General features: G+C 64.0%; 14 protein-coding genes. 8 read left to right on the top strand and 6 right to left on the bottom strand.

Features of this window, described 5'->3' with window-relative positions:
* Window positions 1-23: 23 nt before the first annotated feature.
* From JY451_11905 to JY451_11875, 7 genes are all read left to right on the top strand, one after another.
* Entirely contained in the window at window positions 24-2,870 is a 2,847-nt protein-coding gene (locus tag JY451_11905) for a 2-oxoglutarate dehydrogenase E1 component (GenBank protein ID QZH74381.1), read from the top strand.
* 13 nt (window positions 2,871-2,883) lie between these two features.
* Entirely contained in the window at window positions 2,884-4,128 is a 1,245-nt protein-coding gene (gene odhB / locus JY451_11900) for a 2-oxoglutarate dehydrogenase complex dihydrolipoyllysine-residue succinyltransferase (GenBank protein ID QZH74380.1), read from the top strand.
* 120 nt (window positions 4,129-4,248) lie between these two features.
* On the top strand, window positions 4,249-5,646 hold the full coding sequence (gene lpdA / locus JY451_11895; protein ID QZH74379.1) for a dihydrolipoyl dehydrogenase: 1,398 nt from the start codon (window positions 4,249-4,251) through the stop codon (window positions 5,644-5,646).
* 1 nt (window position 5,647) lies between these two features.
* Entirely contained in the window at window positions 5,648-6,466 is an 819-nt protein-coding gene (locus JY451_11890) for a hypothetical protein (GenBank protein QZH74378.1), read from the top strand.
* The gene (locus tag JY451_11885; protein ID QZH74377.1) at window positions 6,463-6,885 is read left to right on the top strand and encodes a VOC family protein; all 423 of its coding nucleotides are present in this window, start codon (window positions 6,463-6,465) and stop codon (window positions 6,883-6,885) included. Before JY451_11890 ends, JY451_11885 begins: the two co-directional genes overlap by 4 nt.
* Complete coding sequence (locus JY451_11880) at window positions 6,885-7,586, top strand: PepSY domain-containing protein (protein ID QZH74376.1); 702 nt, start codon at window positions 6,885-6,887, stop codon at window positions 7,584-7,586. The genes JY451_11885 and JY451_11880 overlap by 1 nt, the downstream gene beginning before the upstream one ends.
* Window positions 7,583-8,212 (top strand): TRIC cation channel family protein, encoded by a 630-nt coding sequence (locus tag JY451_11875; GenBank protein ID QZH74375.1) that lies wholly within the window; start codon window positions 7,583-7,585, stop codon window positions 8,210-8,212. The genes JY451_11880 and JY451_11875 overlap by 4 nt, the downstream gene beginning before the upstream one ends.
* A 2-nt stretch (window positions 8,213-8,214) precedes the next feature.
* On the opposite strand, the gene JY451_11870 is transcribed toward JY451_11875, so the two are convergent.
* From JY451_11870 to JY451_11855, 4 genes are all read right to left on the bottom strand, one after another.
* A complete protein-coding gene (locus tag JY451_11870) occupies window positions 8,215-9,045 on the bottom strand; it encodes a hypothetical protein (protein ID QZH74374.1) in 831 nt (276 codons plus the stop codon).
* A 105-nt stretch (window positions 9,046-9,150) separates the two neighbouring features.
* Window positions 9,151-9,720, bottom strand: a complete 570-nt coding sequence (locus JY451_11865; GenBank protein QZH74373.1) for a hypothetical protein — start codon at window positions 9,718-9,720, stop codon at window positions 9,151-9,153.
* 140 nt (window positions 9,721-9,860) lie between these two features.
* Complete coding sequence (locus JY451_11860; protein ID QZH74372.1) at window positions 9,861-12,005, bottom strand: S9 family peptidase; 2,145 nt, start codon at window positions 12,003-12,005, stop codon at window positions 9,861-9,863.
* A 77-nt stretch (window positions 12,006-12,082) separates the two neighbouring features.
* Window positions 12,083-13,459 (bottom strand): serine hydrolase, encoded by a 1,377-nt coding sequence (locus tag JY451_11855; protein ID QZH74371.1) that lies wholly within the window; start codon window positions 13,457-13,459, stop codon window positions 12,083-12,085.
* Between the two features lie 112 nt (window positions 13,460-13,571).
* Here JY451_11855 and JY451_11850 point away from each other — a divergent pair, with 112 nt between their 5' ends.
* Window positions 13,572-14,357, top strand: a complete 786-nt coding sequence (locus JY451_11850) for a hypothetical protein (GenBank protein ID QZH74370.1) — start codon at window positions 13,572-13,574, stop codon at window positions 14,355-14,357.
* 57 nt (window positions 14,358-14,414) lie between these two features.
* On the opposite strand, the gene rplQ is transcribed toward JY451_11850, so the two are convergent.
* Together rplQ and JY451_11840 are read right to left on the bottom strand one after the other, a co-directional pair.
* Complete coding sequence (gene rplQ, locus JY451_11845) at window positions 14,415-14,834, bottom strand: 50S ribosomal protein L17 (protein QZH74369.1); 420 nt, start codon at window positions 14,832-14,834, stop codon at window positions 14,415-14,417.
* Window positions 14,835-15,004: 170 nt separating this feature from the next.
* Complete coding sequence (locus JY451_11840; protein QZH74368.1) at window positions 15,005-16,060, bottom strand: DNA-directed RNA polymerase subunit alpha; 1,056 nt, start codon at window positions 16,058-16,060, stop codon at window positions 15,005-15,007.
* Window positions 16,061-16,093 lie beyond the last annotated feature (33 nt).

The raw sequence follows: 16,093 nt of genomic DNA, 5'->3' as shown, positions 1-16,093 counted from the left end.
CTCCCTCCTCATGAGGAATGGTAATGGGTAACGAACCGCGCAATTTCCTTCCCGAGCTGCCGTCGCAGGAAAGCGCGCAGGCGGGGCCGAGCTGGCATAATCCGCGCTGGCCGCTGGCTGAGGCGGCGGGCGATCTCGCGTCGGCGATGGACCCGACCGATATGGCGATTGCCGTGCAGGCCGCGGCGGCCAAGGTGGGCAAGCCCGTCGATGCCGCGAGCATCGAAGCGGCGGCGAGCGACTCGATCCGCGCGATGATGCTGATCCGGCTCTATCGCGTGCGCGGACATCTGGCCGCCGATCTCGATCCGCTCGGCCTCTCGCACCAGAACGAGCCGGAAGAGCTTACTCTCGCCTGGCACGGCTTTGCCGGGCAGGAGAGCAAGGAAGTCTATGTCGGCGGCGCGTTCGGGTTCGAATGGGTCAAGGTCGGCGATCTCTACGCCGCGCTGCGCAGCACCTATTGCGGGCATGTCGGCCTCGAATACATGCACATCGCCGATACCGAGGAACGGCGCTTCCTGCAGGAAAAGTTCGAAAAGCCCGAAGAAACGATCCAGTTCACTCCCGAAGGCAAGAAGGCCATCCTGCAGGCGGTGATCCGGGGCGAGGAATACGAGAAGTTCCTCGGCAAGAAATACGTCGGCACCAAGCGCTTCGGGCTCGACGGCGGGGAATCTATGATCCCGGCGCTGGAAGCGGTGATCAAGTACGGCGGTTCGCTCGGAATGCGCGAGATCGTTTACGGCATGGCCCATCGGGGGCGGCTGAACGTGCTCGCGAACGTGATGGCCAAGCCGTACAAGGTGATCTTCCACGAATTTTCCGGCGGCAGCGCCAATCCGGACGATGTCGGCGGTTCGGGCGATGTGAAGTATCATCTCGGCACCAGCACCGATCGCGAGTTCGACGGGATCAAGGTGCACATGAGCCTGGTGCCCAATCCCTCGCATCTCGAAACGGTCAATCCCGTGGTGCTCGGCAAGGTGCGCGCGCAGCAGGCGGTGCGCGACGATCTGAGCCAGCACGAACAGGTGCTGCCGGTGCTGATCCACGGTGACGCGGCCTTTGCGGGCCAAGGCGTGGTATGGGAATGCCTCGGCCTTTCGGGCGTGCGCGGCTACAATACCGGCGGCTGCCTCCACTTCGTCATCAACAATCAGATCGGCTTCACCACCAGCCCCAAGTTCGCGCGCAATTCGCCCTATCCCAGCGACGTCGCCAAGGGCGTGCAGGCGCCGATCCTCCACGTCAACGGCGACAATCCCGAAGCAGTGACTTTCGCCTGCAAGCTGGCTGTTGAATACCGGCAGATGTTCAAGCGCGACATCGTGATCGACATGTGGTGCTACCGCCGCTTTGGCCACAACGAGGGCGACGAACCAAAGTTCACCCAGCCGCTGATGTACAATGCGATCGGCAAGCACCCGCGTGTCAGCGACATCTATTCGGAACGGCTGCTGGGCGAAGGCGTGATCGATCCGGGCACTGCGCCCGCTATCCGCCAGGCCTTCATCGAACATCTCGAAGGCGAATTCGAAGCTGCGAAGAGCTACCTGCCCAACGAGGTCGACTGGTTCGCCGGTCGCTGGAGCGGGCTCCACAAGCCGGCCGATCCCGAAAGCGCGCGCCGCAACGTGGATACCGCGATCCCGAAGAAACTGTTCGATAGCCTCGGTCGCACCCTCACCACCGTTCCCGGCGATCTGGCAATCCACAAGACGCTCGCCCGCGTGATCGATGCCAAGCGCGAAATGTTCGCCAGCGGCACCGGGATCGACTGGGCGACGGCGGAAGCGCTCGCTTTCGGCAGCCTTGTCACCGAAGGATTCGGCGTGCGACTGTCCGGGCAGGACAGCGGTCGCGGCACGTTCAGCCAGCGGCACGCGATCTGGATCGATCAGGCCAGCGAGCAGAAATACATTCCGCTCGCCAGCCTGCCGCACGGCAAGTTCGAAGTCTATGACAGCACGCTGAGCGAATACGGCGTACTCGGCTTCGAATACGGGTTCGCGATGGCCGATCCGAAAACGCTGGTTTTGTGGGAAGCGCAGTTCGGCGATTTCGCCAACGGCGCGCAGATTATCATCGATCAGTATATCGCGGCGGGCGAGGCCAAGTGGCTGCGCGCCAACGGGCTGGTGCTGCTGCTGCCGCACGGCTTCGAAGGTCAGGGCCCGGAGCATTCCTCGGCGCGGCTCGAACGCTTCCTGCAACTGTGCGCGAACGACAATATCCAGGTCTGCAACATCACCAGCCCGGCCAACTACTTCCACGTGTTGCGCCGCCAGATGCTGCGCCCGTTCCGCAAGCCGCTCGTCATCATGACACCCAAGAGCCTCCTGCGCCATCCGATGGCCAAAAGCGACGCGATCCGGTTCATGGACGACAGCCATTTCCGCCGCATCCTTTCGGACAAGGTGGAGATTGCCGACAGCAAGGTCCGCCGCCTGGTGCTCTGTTCGGGCAAGGTCGCCTACGACCTGATGGAAAAGCGCGACGACGAAGGGCTCGATGACGTGTCCATCGTCCGCATCGAACAGCTCTATCCCTTCCCCGGCGAACCGCTGGCGGTGCGCCTGCAGCGGATGACCAATCTGGAAGAAGTCGTCTGGTGCCAGGAAGAACCGAAGAACAACGGTGCGTGGTTCTTCGTTGAAAGCCGGATCGAGGACGCGCTGATCGCCGCCGGTCACAAGGCCATGCGTCCGCGTTATGCCGGGCGCGAGGAATCGGCCTCCCCCGCCACCGGTTTCGCCAAACGCCATCAGGCGCAGCAGGAAGCGCTGGTCTCGGTCGCGCTGGGCCTGTCCAGCCACGGCAAGTCCGCCGCCGCCCGCGATGCGCGCTCCACCACCAAATCAAGCTGAGGAACCCAAGCCGATGACCACCGAAGTCAAAGTCCCCACACTGGGCGAATCGGTCACCGAGGCCACGATCGGCGAATGGCTGAAGAAGCCCGGCGATGCCGTGGCGCTGGATGAGCCGATTGCCAGCCTCGAAACCGACAAGGTGGCAGTGGAAGTCCCTTCGCCCGTCGCGGGCGTAATCGGCGAACTGAAGGCCGAAGTCGGCGCGACAGTGCAGGTCGGCGCGGTGATCGCGACGGTGGAAGCTGGCGATGGCGCGGTAGCGGCCAAGCCCGCCGCCGCCCCTGCTGCTGCCCCGGCCCCCACGCCCTCCCCCGCCCCGGCGGCGGCCAAGGCGGACGATAGCGCCAGCACATCCGAAGTCTCCATGTCTCCCGCCGTGCGCCGCGCAGTGATCGAACACGGGGTCGATCCTACCGCGATCAAGGGTAGCGGCAAGGACGGACGGCTGACCAAGGAAGACGTGCTCGCCGCCGCCGAAGCGAAGAAGGGTAGTGGCAGCGCGCCTGCTGCTCCGGCTCCCGCACCTGCCTCCGCGCCCGCGGCGCAGACCGGCGCGCGGCGCGAGGAGCGCGTCAAGATGACGCGGATGCGCCAGACCATCGCCCGCCGCCTGAAAAGCGCGCAGGAAGAGGCGGCGCTGCTCACCACTTTCAACGATTGCGACATGACCGCCGTGATCGAAGCGCGCGAGGCCTACAAGGACCTGTTCGCGAAGAAGCACGGCATCAAGCTCGGCTTCATGTCGTTCTTCGCCAAGGCTGCGGCGCTGGCGCTGAAGGATGTGCCTGCGGTCAACGCGCAGATCGACGGGGACGAGATCGTCTATCACGATTACGTCGATCTCTCGGTCGCGGTCTCCGCCCCCAATGGGCTGGTGGTGCCGGTGGTGCGCAATATCGACACGATGAGCTTTGCCGAGATCGAGCTCGCCATCGCCGATTTCGGCAAGCGGGCGAAAGACGGAGCGCTGACGATGGAAGACATGCGCGGCGGCACCTTCACCATTTCCAACGGCGGCGTGTTCGGATCGCTGATGAGCACCCCTATCATCAATCCGCCGCAGAGCGCGGTGCTCGGCCTGCACCGCATCGAGGACCGCCCCGTCGCCCGTGACGGCCAGGTGGTGATCCGCCCGATGATGTATCTGGCGCTGAGCTACGATCACCGCATTATCGACGGGCGCGAGGCGGTGACGGCCTTGAAGATCATCAAGGAAGCGATCGAGGATCCGATGCGGATGCTGATCGATTTGTGAGGCAGACGTTGCACATGATCCTTCGACAGGCTCAGGATGAGCGGATTGTGTGCCGTGACAGAATGAACCCAAACCCGCCCAGCCTGAGCTTGTCGAAGGCCGCGCGCGACGGAGGCCAGAATGGCTGAATACCAATACGACGTCCTCATCATCGGCGCCGGTCCCGGCGGCTATGTCGCGGCGATCCGCGCGGCGCAATTGGGGCTGAAGGTTGCCTGCGCGGAAAGCCGTGAGACGCTGGGCGGGACTTGCCTCAATGTCGGCTGCATTCCGTCCAAGGCGATGCTCCACGCCAGCGAATTCTTCGATGCCGCCGCCAATGGCACGATGGCGAGCATGGGCGTGGAAGTAACGCCGAAGCTCAACCTGCCCAAGATGCACGAACAGCGCATCGACGCGGTGGACGGGCTGACCAAGGGCATCGAATTCCTGTTCAAGAAGAACAAGGTGGACTGGAAGAAGGGTTACGCGACGTTTGTCGATGCGCACACGGTAAAGGTTGGCGAGGAAACGATTACCGCCAGGGAAGTGGTGATCGCCACGGGTTCTTCCGTCACGCAGTTGCCCGGAGTGGAAATCGATAACGCCAAGGGTGTCGTAGTCGATTCCACCGGCGCGCTCGAGCTGGCCTCGGTGCCCAAGCGGATGGTGGTGATCGGTGGCGGGGTGATCGGGCTGGAGCTGGGTTCGGTCTGGCGGCGGCTTGGCGCGGAAGTCATCTGCGTCGAATTCCTCGACGAGATCCTGCCCGGGATGGACGGCGACGTGCGCAAGGAAGCGCGCAAGATCTTCAAGAAGCAGGGCATCGACTTCCGCCTTTCGACCAAGGTCACGGGAGTGACGGTAAAAGGCAAGAAGGCCACGCTGACGCTTGAGCCCGCAGCCGGCGGCGCGGCGGAAACGCTGGAAGCCGATTGCGTGCTGGTGAGCATCGGTCGGCGCCCCAATACCGAAGGCCTCGGACTCGAAAACATCGGGCTGGAATTGAACAAGCGCGGGCAGATCGAAGTCGATCATGAATTCCGCACTGCCGTGGCTGGCGTCCGCGCCGTCGGCGATGTGATCCCCGGCCCGATGCTGGCACACAAGGCCGAGGATGAAGGCATCGCGGTGGCCGAATGGATCGCCGGACAGACCGGGATCATCAATCACGCGGTCATCCCCAGCGTCGTCTATACCTGGCCGGAAATCGCCGGGGTCGGACTGACCGAGGAGCAGGCGAAGGAGCGCGGCGCGATCAAGTCGAGCAAGTTCCCGATGATGGCCAACAGCCGCGCCAAGACCAATCACGAGCCCGACGGCTTCGTGAAAGTCATCGCCGATGCCGAGACCGATCGCGTGCTCGGCGTGTGGGCGATTGCCAGCGTGGCCGGGACAATGATCGCCGAAGCCTGCATTGCGATGGAATTCGGCGCGACGAGCGAGGACATCGCCTACACCTGCCACGCCCACCCGACCCACGCCGAAGCGACCAAGGAAGCGGCAATGGGCGTGCGCGGCAAGCCGATCCATATGTGATTTGCCGCTACGGGAACGCCTTCCCGCTGTACTCGCGCTGGCGGTTCCGGTGCTGGCGGGGGCGCTGTACATGGCGCTGGCCGGCGCGCCCTCGCATTATGCGCTGGTCAACCTTGCTGCACTGGCGCTGGCCTGCCTCTTCATCCTGATCGGGCGGGGGCCGCATACGGCGCCCAGCCGCCATTTGCTGGTCATCGCGCTGGTAGTTTTCATGCTCAGCCCCTTGGTGGTGGGGCCGGAATTGACGTCCATCACCGGGGATCGGGTGGTGCGCTGGTTCCCGCTTGGCCCGATTGCCCTGCACACCGGAATGTTCGCCGCCCCGGCGCTGTGCGTGCTCGCCGCCCGTAACCGCAAGCTCGCCGCGCCGATTTTGCTGGTCGCGCTGGCCGCAGCGCTGTTTCAGCCTGACGCGGGAACCGGCTTCGCGCTCACATTCGCCGCTGTCGGGCTGCATCACGTGACGAAAGACTGGAAAGTGGGCGCGGTGGCTGTGCTCGGCTTCTTCGCTTCGTTGCTGATGGCGGTGCGCGGGGAACTCGCGCCGCAGCCGTTCGTGGAGCGGGTCCTGATGGACGCAGCAGAGCACAGCGTCATCGTAGCGATCGCCCTCGCCCTCTCGCTCGCCGCTACCTTCGCACTGATCCTGTTTGCCATTCCCTTCGATCGCGCCAAGCGGTTCGCGCTCGCGGGCCTGTTCTTCGGTTATGCCGTGATGTCACTGATGGCCCCTTACCCCGCGCCGTTGATCGGCTATGGAGCGGCACCTATACTCGGCTTCGGCCTTGCGCTCGGCCTGCACAGGATACCTTCCCGATGAGTGAGCTTTCCCCTTTCCACCTCGCCTTCCCGGTCGATGATCTTGTCGTGGCACGGCACTTCTGGGGCACGGTGATGGGCTGCCCCGAAGGGCGCAGCAGTGACGAATGGATCGATTTCGATTTCTACGGCCACCAGATCGTCGCCCACCTGGCCCCTCGCGCGGGTGATGCGGCAGCAAACCCGGTGGACGGGCATGACGTGCCGGTGCCGCATTTCGGCATCGTGCTGGGCATGGCCGAGTGGCAGGCACTGGCCGAGCGGCTGCGTGTCGCGGGCGTCGCCTTTGCTATCGAACCGCATATCCGCTTTGCCGGGCAGCCGGGCGAGCAGGCGACCATGTTCTTCCGCGATCCGGCGGGCAATGCCATCGAGATGAAAGCCTTTGCCGACCGCTCCAAACTGTTTGCGAGGGATTGATGGCGCGCGGACACTTCATGCGCCGCTTCGCCAAATGGCACATCTGGCTCGGCTGGCTGGTCGGCGTGCCGATCCTGATGTGGACCGTCACCGGCCTGATCATGGTGTGGCACCCAATCGAATATGTGCGCGGCGATCACTTGCGCAACGAATTGCCGGCTGTTTCGACCGAGCTTCTCATCGTGCCGCAACTGCCGCCCAGCGTGCGCAGCGTCACCCTGCAGGGCTTTGCCGACGGGCCGGGATGGATCGTGGTCGAGGAGGACGGCGGTCGCTATCGCTATTCCGCGCTCGACGGACGGCTCTACAATCCGGTGCTGCAAGAAGGCGCGCGCGAAATTGCCGAGGCGACCTATGCCGGTGAGGCGGCGCTGGAGGCGGTGACATATTTTCCCGGTGATGCCTCCCCGATGGACCTGCGGACACCGTTAAACGCCTGGCAGGCGCGCTTTGCCGACGATACGCATATCTACATCGCCGCGCAGACCGGTGAAGTGCTGGCGGTGCGCAGCGGCTGGTGGCGGACTTTCGATTTCATGTGGGGCCTGCACATCATGGACCTGCAGGAGCGTGAGGATACCAGCCATCCGATCCTCATCCTGTTCGCGGCTTTGGGGGTGATCGGATCGCTGCTCGGCTGCGTGCTGATGTTCCGGCGGCGGAAGGCCAAGGTTAGGGCACCCGTAGAGGTTCCGGGATGATTGGCGCAGACATCACCGGGCCGGTGCTGCCGCCCTTTGTCGATCTGGGCGGCACGGCAGTGTTCGCGCTTTCGGGCGCGCTGATGGCGGCGCGGCTCAACCAGACGTTCGTCACCTGTGCCTTTTTTGCGCTGCTGACCGGAGTGGGCGGTGGATCGGTGCGCGATGCGCTGCTGGGCGCGCCCGCCTTCTGGCTGCGCGATTTCTGGGTTGCGCCGGTGGTGCTCGCCACCGCGCTGTTCGCGTGGTTCCTGCCGCGAAAATGGTGGGAAGGCCGCTGGCTGGAATGGGCCGATGCGCTCGGTCTCGCAGTGTTCGCGGCGCTGGGCACGGCGAAGGCACTGGCCTTCGATGTCGCTCCGATTGCTGCAGTTATCCTCGGCGTGGTGACCGGCTGCGTGGGGGGGATTATTCGCGACGTAATTGCAGGAGTGCCATCGATCCTGATGCGGCCGGAGCTTTACGTCACGGCAGCCGCGTTTTCAGCGGCATTGTGCGCCGGACTGCTGCTGCTCGGCGTGGTCCAGCCGCTGGCAATGGGAATTGCCGCGCTGGCAGGCTTTGCCCTGCGCGGCGCGGCGATGGTCTGGTCTATCGAGCTGCCCGCTTATTCGCGGGAAGCTTAAGCTCAGTTGCCGGACTGACTGAAGTCCGGCGCTTCCCCGGCTGAATAGCGGCCATCGCCCTGCCATTCGGGTGCATCGGCGTAGGGATCTTCCTCACCCGGCAGAGGACCGCCGGGATAGGCGGGCTGCGGGCCGTCGGAGTTCGGAGCGGCTGCTCCGCGCGACTCATCACGATAGGTGTAGCCTTCCTGCGCCGGGGTGCGGACACTCGCACGGGCACTGGCATAGGCACTGTCGTCCCATTGCTCGCCCGATGCGGGCGCATAGCGCGGCTCGCCATCGTTGGCCGAGTAGCCTGACGCCCCGAGATCGACGTTGCGGATGCGGCCGTCATTGTCGATCCAGCAGCTCCAGCCCTCGCCGCTGCGCAGCGTACCCGCAACGCGCCAGCCGTCGGCAGTGCGGCGCGCATCGGAGACATCCTCGACCCGGTCACGCCCGCGCTCGACCTGCTCGACACACATGTCGGCAGCGCGTTCCATGCCGTCGCTGTTGTAGCTCCCGCGGCGATCATCGCGATAATCACCGTCCCGATAGTCCCGGTCACGATAATCGCGGCGGTCATCACCGTCACCGTCGAACGCACCCGCAATCGCGGCAATAGCGCCCAGCACGACTACGCCGGCAACCACGTCGCCCGCGTCGATACCGTTGTCCCGATGGCGGCGATGGCGCCAGCGGTGCTGGTTCGCGTCCTCCGCCGCACCGGTCACCACGGCGACCTCGCTGGCGGAAACAGCAGGCAGTTCAACCGCTGCTGCGGGAGTGGCTGTCAGGCTCAGCACCGCAGCGATCGCGGCGACACTGGCAAATGCGGTAGGCTTGGCAATCATGGTCCCTTCCCCCTTCGGTATGGGTAGTACACGCGGTTAGGCGGCCCAGACTGTCAACAGCCTGAACCGCCCTTCCCTATCAGTTACGCAGCAATCCAGTGAGCATCAGAGCCCGCGAATGCCGCTGAAATCGACATCGACCACCCGGCCGTTGCGATATTCGCATTCGAAGCGGCCTTCGCGCCAGCCGTCGTTGCGATAGCCCCGACGGTAGTCGCGGCGGTCACGATAGCCATCGCGCACGGCGATCCGGCCCTCGATCTCGTAACCGCGCCGTTCGCGATCTACATCGCGAATCTCGTAAACTTCGGCGCGCGAGCCGGTGTAGCGCTGGGCGGTCCGTTCGGCAGCGGCGACGCACTGCTGGATTGCACGGCGGCTGGCATTGCGGCCGTAGCCGTCATAACCGTTGTAATTGCCGCGATAGTTGCGATCGCGGTAGCGGCGGTCGTTGCGGTCATAGCGATCGTCGTTGTCGGCCGAGGCGATAATCGCCGCGATGCCGCCGAGCACCACGGCACCGGCAATGATCTCGCCCGCACTAATGCCGTCGTCGCGATCATGGTCGCGGTAGCGATCCTGCGCGGCGGCGGGAGAGGCTGCGGACAGCGCCATCGCGCCAGCCGCGACGGTTGCGAACGTGCCTTTGGCCAGGGCTTTGGTCAGGGTCTTCATCAGGCTTCTCCTTCAATGCCGGTGACACCACTGCCACCGACAACGAAGGTTCTAGCCGAGTCGCGCTGAGAAGACGCTGAACCCGGCTGTTAGGAAACGTTCAGAAATATCCATCTTTTTCTGAACGCCCCGATTCCTTTCTAGTCCTGCGGGTTCAGCCCTGTCCAGTAGGCAAGGAAGGCTGCAATATCAGCGGCTTCCTCGATCGCCTTGTCGGTAGGCTTGCCCGAACCGTGGCCGGCGCGGGTTTCGATCCGGATCAACTGTGGGCGATCTCCCAGCTCTGCGGCTTGCAGGGCGGCGGTGTATTTGAAGCTGTGCCCCGGCACCACGCGGTCATCGGTATCGGCCGTGGTCACCAGCAGCGCCGGATAATCGGTGCCGGAACGGATGTTGTGCAGCGGGGAATAGGCGCGCAAAATCCGCCAGTCTTCCTCACGCTCGGGATAGCCGTAATCGTCCACCCAGTAGCGTCCGGCGGTCCAGCGATCGAACCGCAGCATGTCCATCACGCCCACAGCAGCATTGCCCGCCGCGAACAGATCCGGCCGCTGGTTCGCCACCGCACCCACCAGCAGCCCGCCGTTGGAGCCGCCCTGGATCGCCAGCCCGTCTTCCGGAGTAATCCCCTGCGCGATCAGGAATTCGCCCGCCGCGATGAAATCGTCGAACACGTTCTGCTTGTTCGCGCGCCGCCCGCCATCGTGCCATGCACGGCCATATTCGCCGCCGCCACGGATGTTCGCCATGACGAAAGCGCCGCCCGCTTCGACCCAGGCCAGGCGGCTGGGCGAGAAGCCGGGAGTAAGCGAAATGTCGAACCCGCCATAGCCGTAGAGCAGCGTCGGCACGGCTTCACCGCTTGCGGCAATATCCGCACGGCGGACGATGAACATCGGCACCCGCGTGCCATCCCGGCTTTCGTAGAAACGCTGCTCGACGGCAAAGGCTTCGGGATTGAAAGTGATTTCGGGCGCGGCGAAGACCGAGCTTTCCCCGGTCGCGACATCGTAGCGGTAGATCGTGCCGGGGCGGTTGAAGCTGGAGAAGCTGTAGAACGTCTCGTTGCTGTCCGGCCCGCCGCCGAAACCGCCGGCGCTGCCCAGCCCGGCAAATTCGATTTCGCGCACCGGCTCGCCTTCGCGGGTCATCACATAAGCGCTGGAGCTGGCGTCCTCCAGGTAGGTGACCACCAGATGCTCGCCGATCATCGAGGCACCGGCGATCGGCTGCTCGCGCTCGGCGACCACTTCGGTCCAGCCAGCGCTCCGGTTGGCCATGTCGATCGACACCACGCGATAGAGCGGGGCGTCCTGATTGGTGACGAACCACAGCCGCGAACCGACACTGTCGATCAGGCTCCAGCTATGCTCGAACCCAGTGACCAGCGGGACCGGGGTCCAGCCGTTGGTCTCGCGCGCAGCGAGATCGATGGCGTGGACCTCGTAACGCGAGTCGGTGCCGGTGGAGGAGGTGACGATTACCCAGCGGCCATCGTCGCTGGTCTGCGCAGTGTGGTTGCGTTCGGGATGATCGGGAGTGGCGAAAACCAGTTCGTCCGCCGCCTGTTCGGTGCCGAGGCGGTGGAAATAGACTTCCTGATTGAGATTGAGCGCCTGGAAATCCGCACCCTCCTCGGGCTCGGGGAAGCGCGAATAGAGGTAGCCTTCCTCGCCCACCCAGCTGAGGCCGGAGAATTTCACCCAGCGCGTCTCGCCGCCGATCTGCTCGCCGGTGGCAACATCGAGCACGCGGACGATCCGCCAGTCGCTGCCGCCATCCTGCACCGAATAGAGCAGCTTGGTGCCATCGGGTGACGGTACCCAGCTGTCGAGCGCGGTCGCGCCGTCGTCGGCCCATTCGTTGGGATCGATCAGCAACCGCGCCTCGCCGTCCAGCCCGTCACGCACATAGAGCGGCGACTGGTTCTGCAGGCCCGAATTGCGGGTGTAGAAATAACGCCCGCCCGCTTCGCGCGGGGTGGAGAAGCGTTCATAATCGTAGAGTTCGCCGATCCGGTCGGCAAACCAGGTGCGCGCGGGCAGGCGAGCGAGATATTCGTCGGTCACCGCGTTCTGCGCTTCGACCCAGGCGGCGACTTCCTCGCTGTTGCGCGCGTCTTCCTCAAGCCAGCGATAGGGATCGGCCACGTCCTCGCCAAAATAAGGTTCGACGACTTCGCCACGGCGGGTTTCGGGATAGGCAGGTGCGTTCATATCCTGCGCCGTAGCGGGAATGGCAAGCGTGGCAAACAGGGCTGTAGCGGCAAGGAGATGACGGTTCATGGAGTTTCCTGAAGTGATCGGGAGATGGACATATAGTTGGCGATGAAACCTTTGCGATGCAAGCGGTTGCTCGCGCACTATTCCTCCAGGGCGGCGAGCACATCGCGGGTGAAAGCTGCGATGTCGAACCCGCTGCCGCCCGCCGGGTCCTCCCCGCGCCGCACGATCACCACGCTTCGGCTCGGCACGACCACGACATATTGCCCGCGATTGCCATTGGCGAAGAAGGTATCAGGCGGCACGCCTGCGGAATTGTTCATCAGCCACCACCCCGCGCCATAGCCGAACGCCCCCGGCGGCTGCGGGCCGGAGGGGGTGGTGACGTAGTCGACCCAGCCTTCGGGCAAAATGCGGGTGCCATCGGGCAGCACGCCATCGTTGAGGTGCAGCTGGCCGAGGCGCAGCAAGTCCACCCCCGTCGACCATACTTGGCTGGAGAGGATGTAATTCCCCTGCCAATCGGTTTCGGCAACGGTGCGATCCATCCCGAGCTGGGCGAACAGTTCGGCGGGCGGATGATCGGCAAAAGTGTGCTCAATCGCCTGCACCGCCGCCAGCGTATCGTTGTTGGCATAGCGATAGGTGCTTCCCGGCGCGTGGATCAGCGGCCAGTCCAGCGCCACCTCATCCACCGTCGCGCCGCCGAAGTAGAGCGGATCGGTGCGGTTGCCGGGCGTGTCGGTATAGCGACCCGATGCCATGCGGAGGAGGTTATCGATAGTGATAGCGCGGCGCGGATCGGTCTCGCTTTCGCCCAGCCCTACGCTGGCGGTGACATCAGCCTCTCCGCGCTGCACCGCCGCGCCGATCAGGGTGGCAGCAATGCTCTTGGCGACGGACCATGTACGCTGGGGTGTGAATGGATCAAAGTCCTCATCGAAGTCCCACATTACCCGGTTTTGTGAATCATCGACTATTAGCGCAGTTGTTCGGGAGTCCGCTCCGTAGGTCCCGGAAAATGCGGCATCGAAAACTGCTCGCATGTAGTCGGGCGTTGTGTCGTGCCAAACTTGGATTCTCCTTTCTGGCTCCGGCCAATCACCCTCTTCCAAAACGGGTAATGCCAACGGGTCGAAGCCGATTGGTTGGATTGCGCATCCCTCACCCGGGGCATTCACGGCAACTCGATCCGGTAATTCTGCTGACCAGTTGGCGGTGACATAATAGACCTCGCCATTGGGCGCGCGCACGACTTCGTAAGGCACCCAGCCTACGATCTCGTCGAGCGGATCCTGGATGCCTGCCATTTCCCATTCCATGACGCTTTCAGCATTGCGCCGGATTCCCGCGCGCTCGGCATTGGCAATCGCCCCGCACAGCATCAGCGCCTTGTATCCCGCCGCCAGCGCGCGAGCATAGCGGGCGTCGAGTTCGACTTGCGCCACGTTCTGCGCAGCGGCGGGGAGCGGGGCGAGGAGCAGCGCTGCGGCTGCCAGCATGGTGGGGCGGATCATGTTTATCAGCCTAGCCACCAATCTGCGCAAGGCAACACGGCTCTGCGGTCCATGGCCTTGCCTTTCGCCAAACCACAGATAGTTTGCCGCCTGAAATATCGAGGTTCGCGCATTGCCCAGAGCACTTTTCCTGATTGCCCTCGCCTGCACCGCCCTGCTGGCGCTTCCGGTGCAAGCTCAGGTTTTCGCCACTCCGGGCCAGGTTGTTGCGAATACGCATGGCATCGACGCGACACACAACGCGCTGCTCGATCGTCTGGACGCTACCATGCGCGTCGATCCCGCTGCCCGCGACGCGGAGAGTATCGCTCAGCTGCTGCAGATCGCCGCCGATGCCGAAGTCTGGCGGGCCGGGCTGGGAGGAAACCGCGCACAGGAAGTCGTCGCCATCGATCTGATCGGTTCGGTCTACGCCCTTGCCGCCTTCCGTCTGGGGCGGGATGGCTACGACGAGGAGACCTTCGAGCAGTTGCTCGAGTACCGGCAACGGGCGCTCGCCAACCTGCGCATATCGGTCAGGGAAAGCCCTGAAGACCAACGGCCGATCATGGACTACCGGGACATTGCGGAGCGGCTGACCGAGATGGCGCACTATGCGCAGTTGCCGCAAGCGGAGGAGTGGTCGGCGGAATGGCTGGCAGCGGAGCGCCTCGTTGCCGAGGCCATGCGCGAATTGCGCGACGCACCAGCGATGAACCTGGCGCGCGCGCTCAATGCGCATGGCTGGCTGACATCCGACGCGGCGCTGCTTGCCGAGGCCGAGGCGATCTATACCAGCGCTCCCGACCAAATGGGGTGGCGCCTGCAAATGCAACTTGATGCGATGGCTGCGGGCATTGCACCCTACAATGCGCCGGGGGAACAGTTCTTCTTCTATCGTGCCCAGCCGGGGGACTGACAGGAAAAGGGCCGCCGGATTGCTCCGACGGCCCTTCGTTTGTCTCGTGCGGCGCGCTTACGCGTCGGCGTATTCGTCGTCCGTCATCACCGGGCCGGAATCGAGGCCCTTGGCGTCCATGTCGCGGTCGACCAGTTCGATCACCGCGATCGGGGCGGCGTCGCTCTTGCGGTAGCCGGCCTTGATGATGCGGGTGTAGCCGCCGTCACGATCCGCGTAACGCTCGGCCAGAACTTCGAACAGCTTCTTTTCCTGCGCATCGTCCAGCATCCGGCTGTGCGCGAGTCGGCGGTTCGACAGGCCGCCACGCTTGGCCAGCGTGATCAGCTTTTCGACGTAGGGACGCAGTTCCTTCGCCTTGGCGGTGGTGGTGGTGATCTGTTCGTGCTTGATCAGCGCGGCGGCCATGTTGCGGAACATGGCGGTGCGGTGCTGCGATTTGCGGCTCAGCTTGCGGCCGTGAATACCGTGACGCATTGTATTTTACTCCGTTCGTAGGGGGGCCGTGCGAGGTACCCCGATCCCGGTGGCGATTAAGGGGTGCCACCATGCCCCCTTGCGTGAGTCCCCGCGGAGGCGGGGACCTGTTCAAATCCTGGCGCGAAGCCCAGTGAGGTCCCCGCCTGCGCGGGGACTCACAACCTGCGTCAGCCGAGCAGTTCCTGCTCCAGCTTCTTGGCCATTTCCTCGATATTCTCGGGCGGCCAGCCGGGGATGTCCATGCCAAGGCGCAGGCCCATGCTGGACAGCACTTCCTTGATCTCATTGAGCGACTTGCGGCCGAAATTCGGGGTGCGCAGCATCTCGGCTTCGGTCTTCTGAACCAGATCGCCGATGTAGATGATGTTGTCGTTCTTGAGGCAGTTGGCCGAACGCACCGACAGTTCCAGTTCGTCCACCTTCTTGAGGAGGTAGCGGTTGAGCTGGTTGGTGTCCGATTCCTGCGGCTCTGCGGCTACGCCGATCATGGTACCCTGCGGCTGCGGGACGCCATCTTCGAAGTGGACGAACAGCGTCAGCTGGTCCTGCAGGATGCGCGCGGCATAGGCCACGGCATCTTCCGGGGTGACAGTGCCGTCGGTTTCGACCGTCAGGCTCAGCTTGTCGAAATCGAGTTCCTGCCCGACGCGGGCATTGTCGACCTTGTAGCTGACCTGCTTGATCGGCGAATAGAGGCTGTCCACCGGGATCAGGCCGATCGGCGCATCGATGGGACGGTTGGCAACGGCGGGGACATAGCCCTTGCCGGTATCCGCCGTCAGTTCCATGTTCAGCGTCGCGCCTTCGTCCAGGTGGCAGATCACCAGGTCCTTGTTGAGGACTTCGATGTCACCCGAAACGGCAATATCGCCCGCCTTGACGGGGCCGGGGCCGGTGGCGGAAAGCTGGAGCCGCTTGGGGCCTTCACCTTCCATCTTCAGCGCGATCTGCTTCACGTTGAGGACGATATCGGTCACATCCTCGCGGACGCCGGCAAGACTGGAGAATTCGTGCAGCACGTTCTCGATCTTGATCGAGGTGATGGCTGCGCCCTGCAAGCTGGACAGGAGCACGCGACGAAGCGAATTGCCGAGCGTCAGGCCGTAACCGCGTTCGAGCGGCTCGGCGACGAAAGTGGCCTTGCGCTTCTTGTCGCTGCCTTCCTTGATGTCGAGGGTGATGGGCTTCTTCAGTTCCTGCCAGTTCTTCGTATTGACGGACATGGACTTCCCCTAAAGGTATGTAATGGCGCATCG

The organism is Erythrobacter sp. (genome assembly GCA_019739335.1).
Taxonomy (GTDB): Bacteria; Pseudomonadota; Alphaproteobacteria; order Sphingomonadales; family Sphingomonadaceae; genus Alteraurantiacibacter.
The sequence above is the reverse complement of the archived record's forward strand: the minus strand, read 5'-3'. Positions and strand labels throughout refer to the sequence as shown.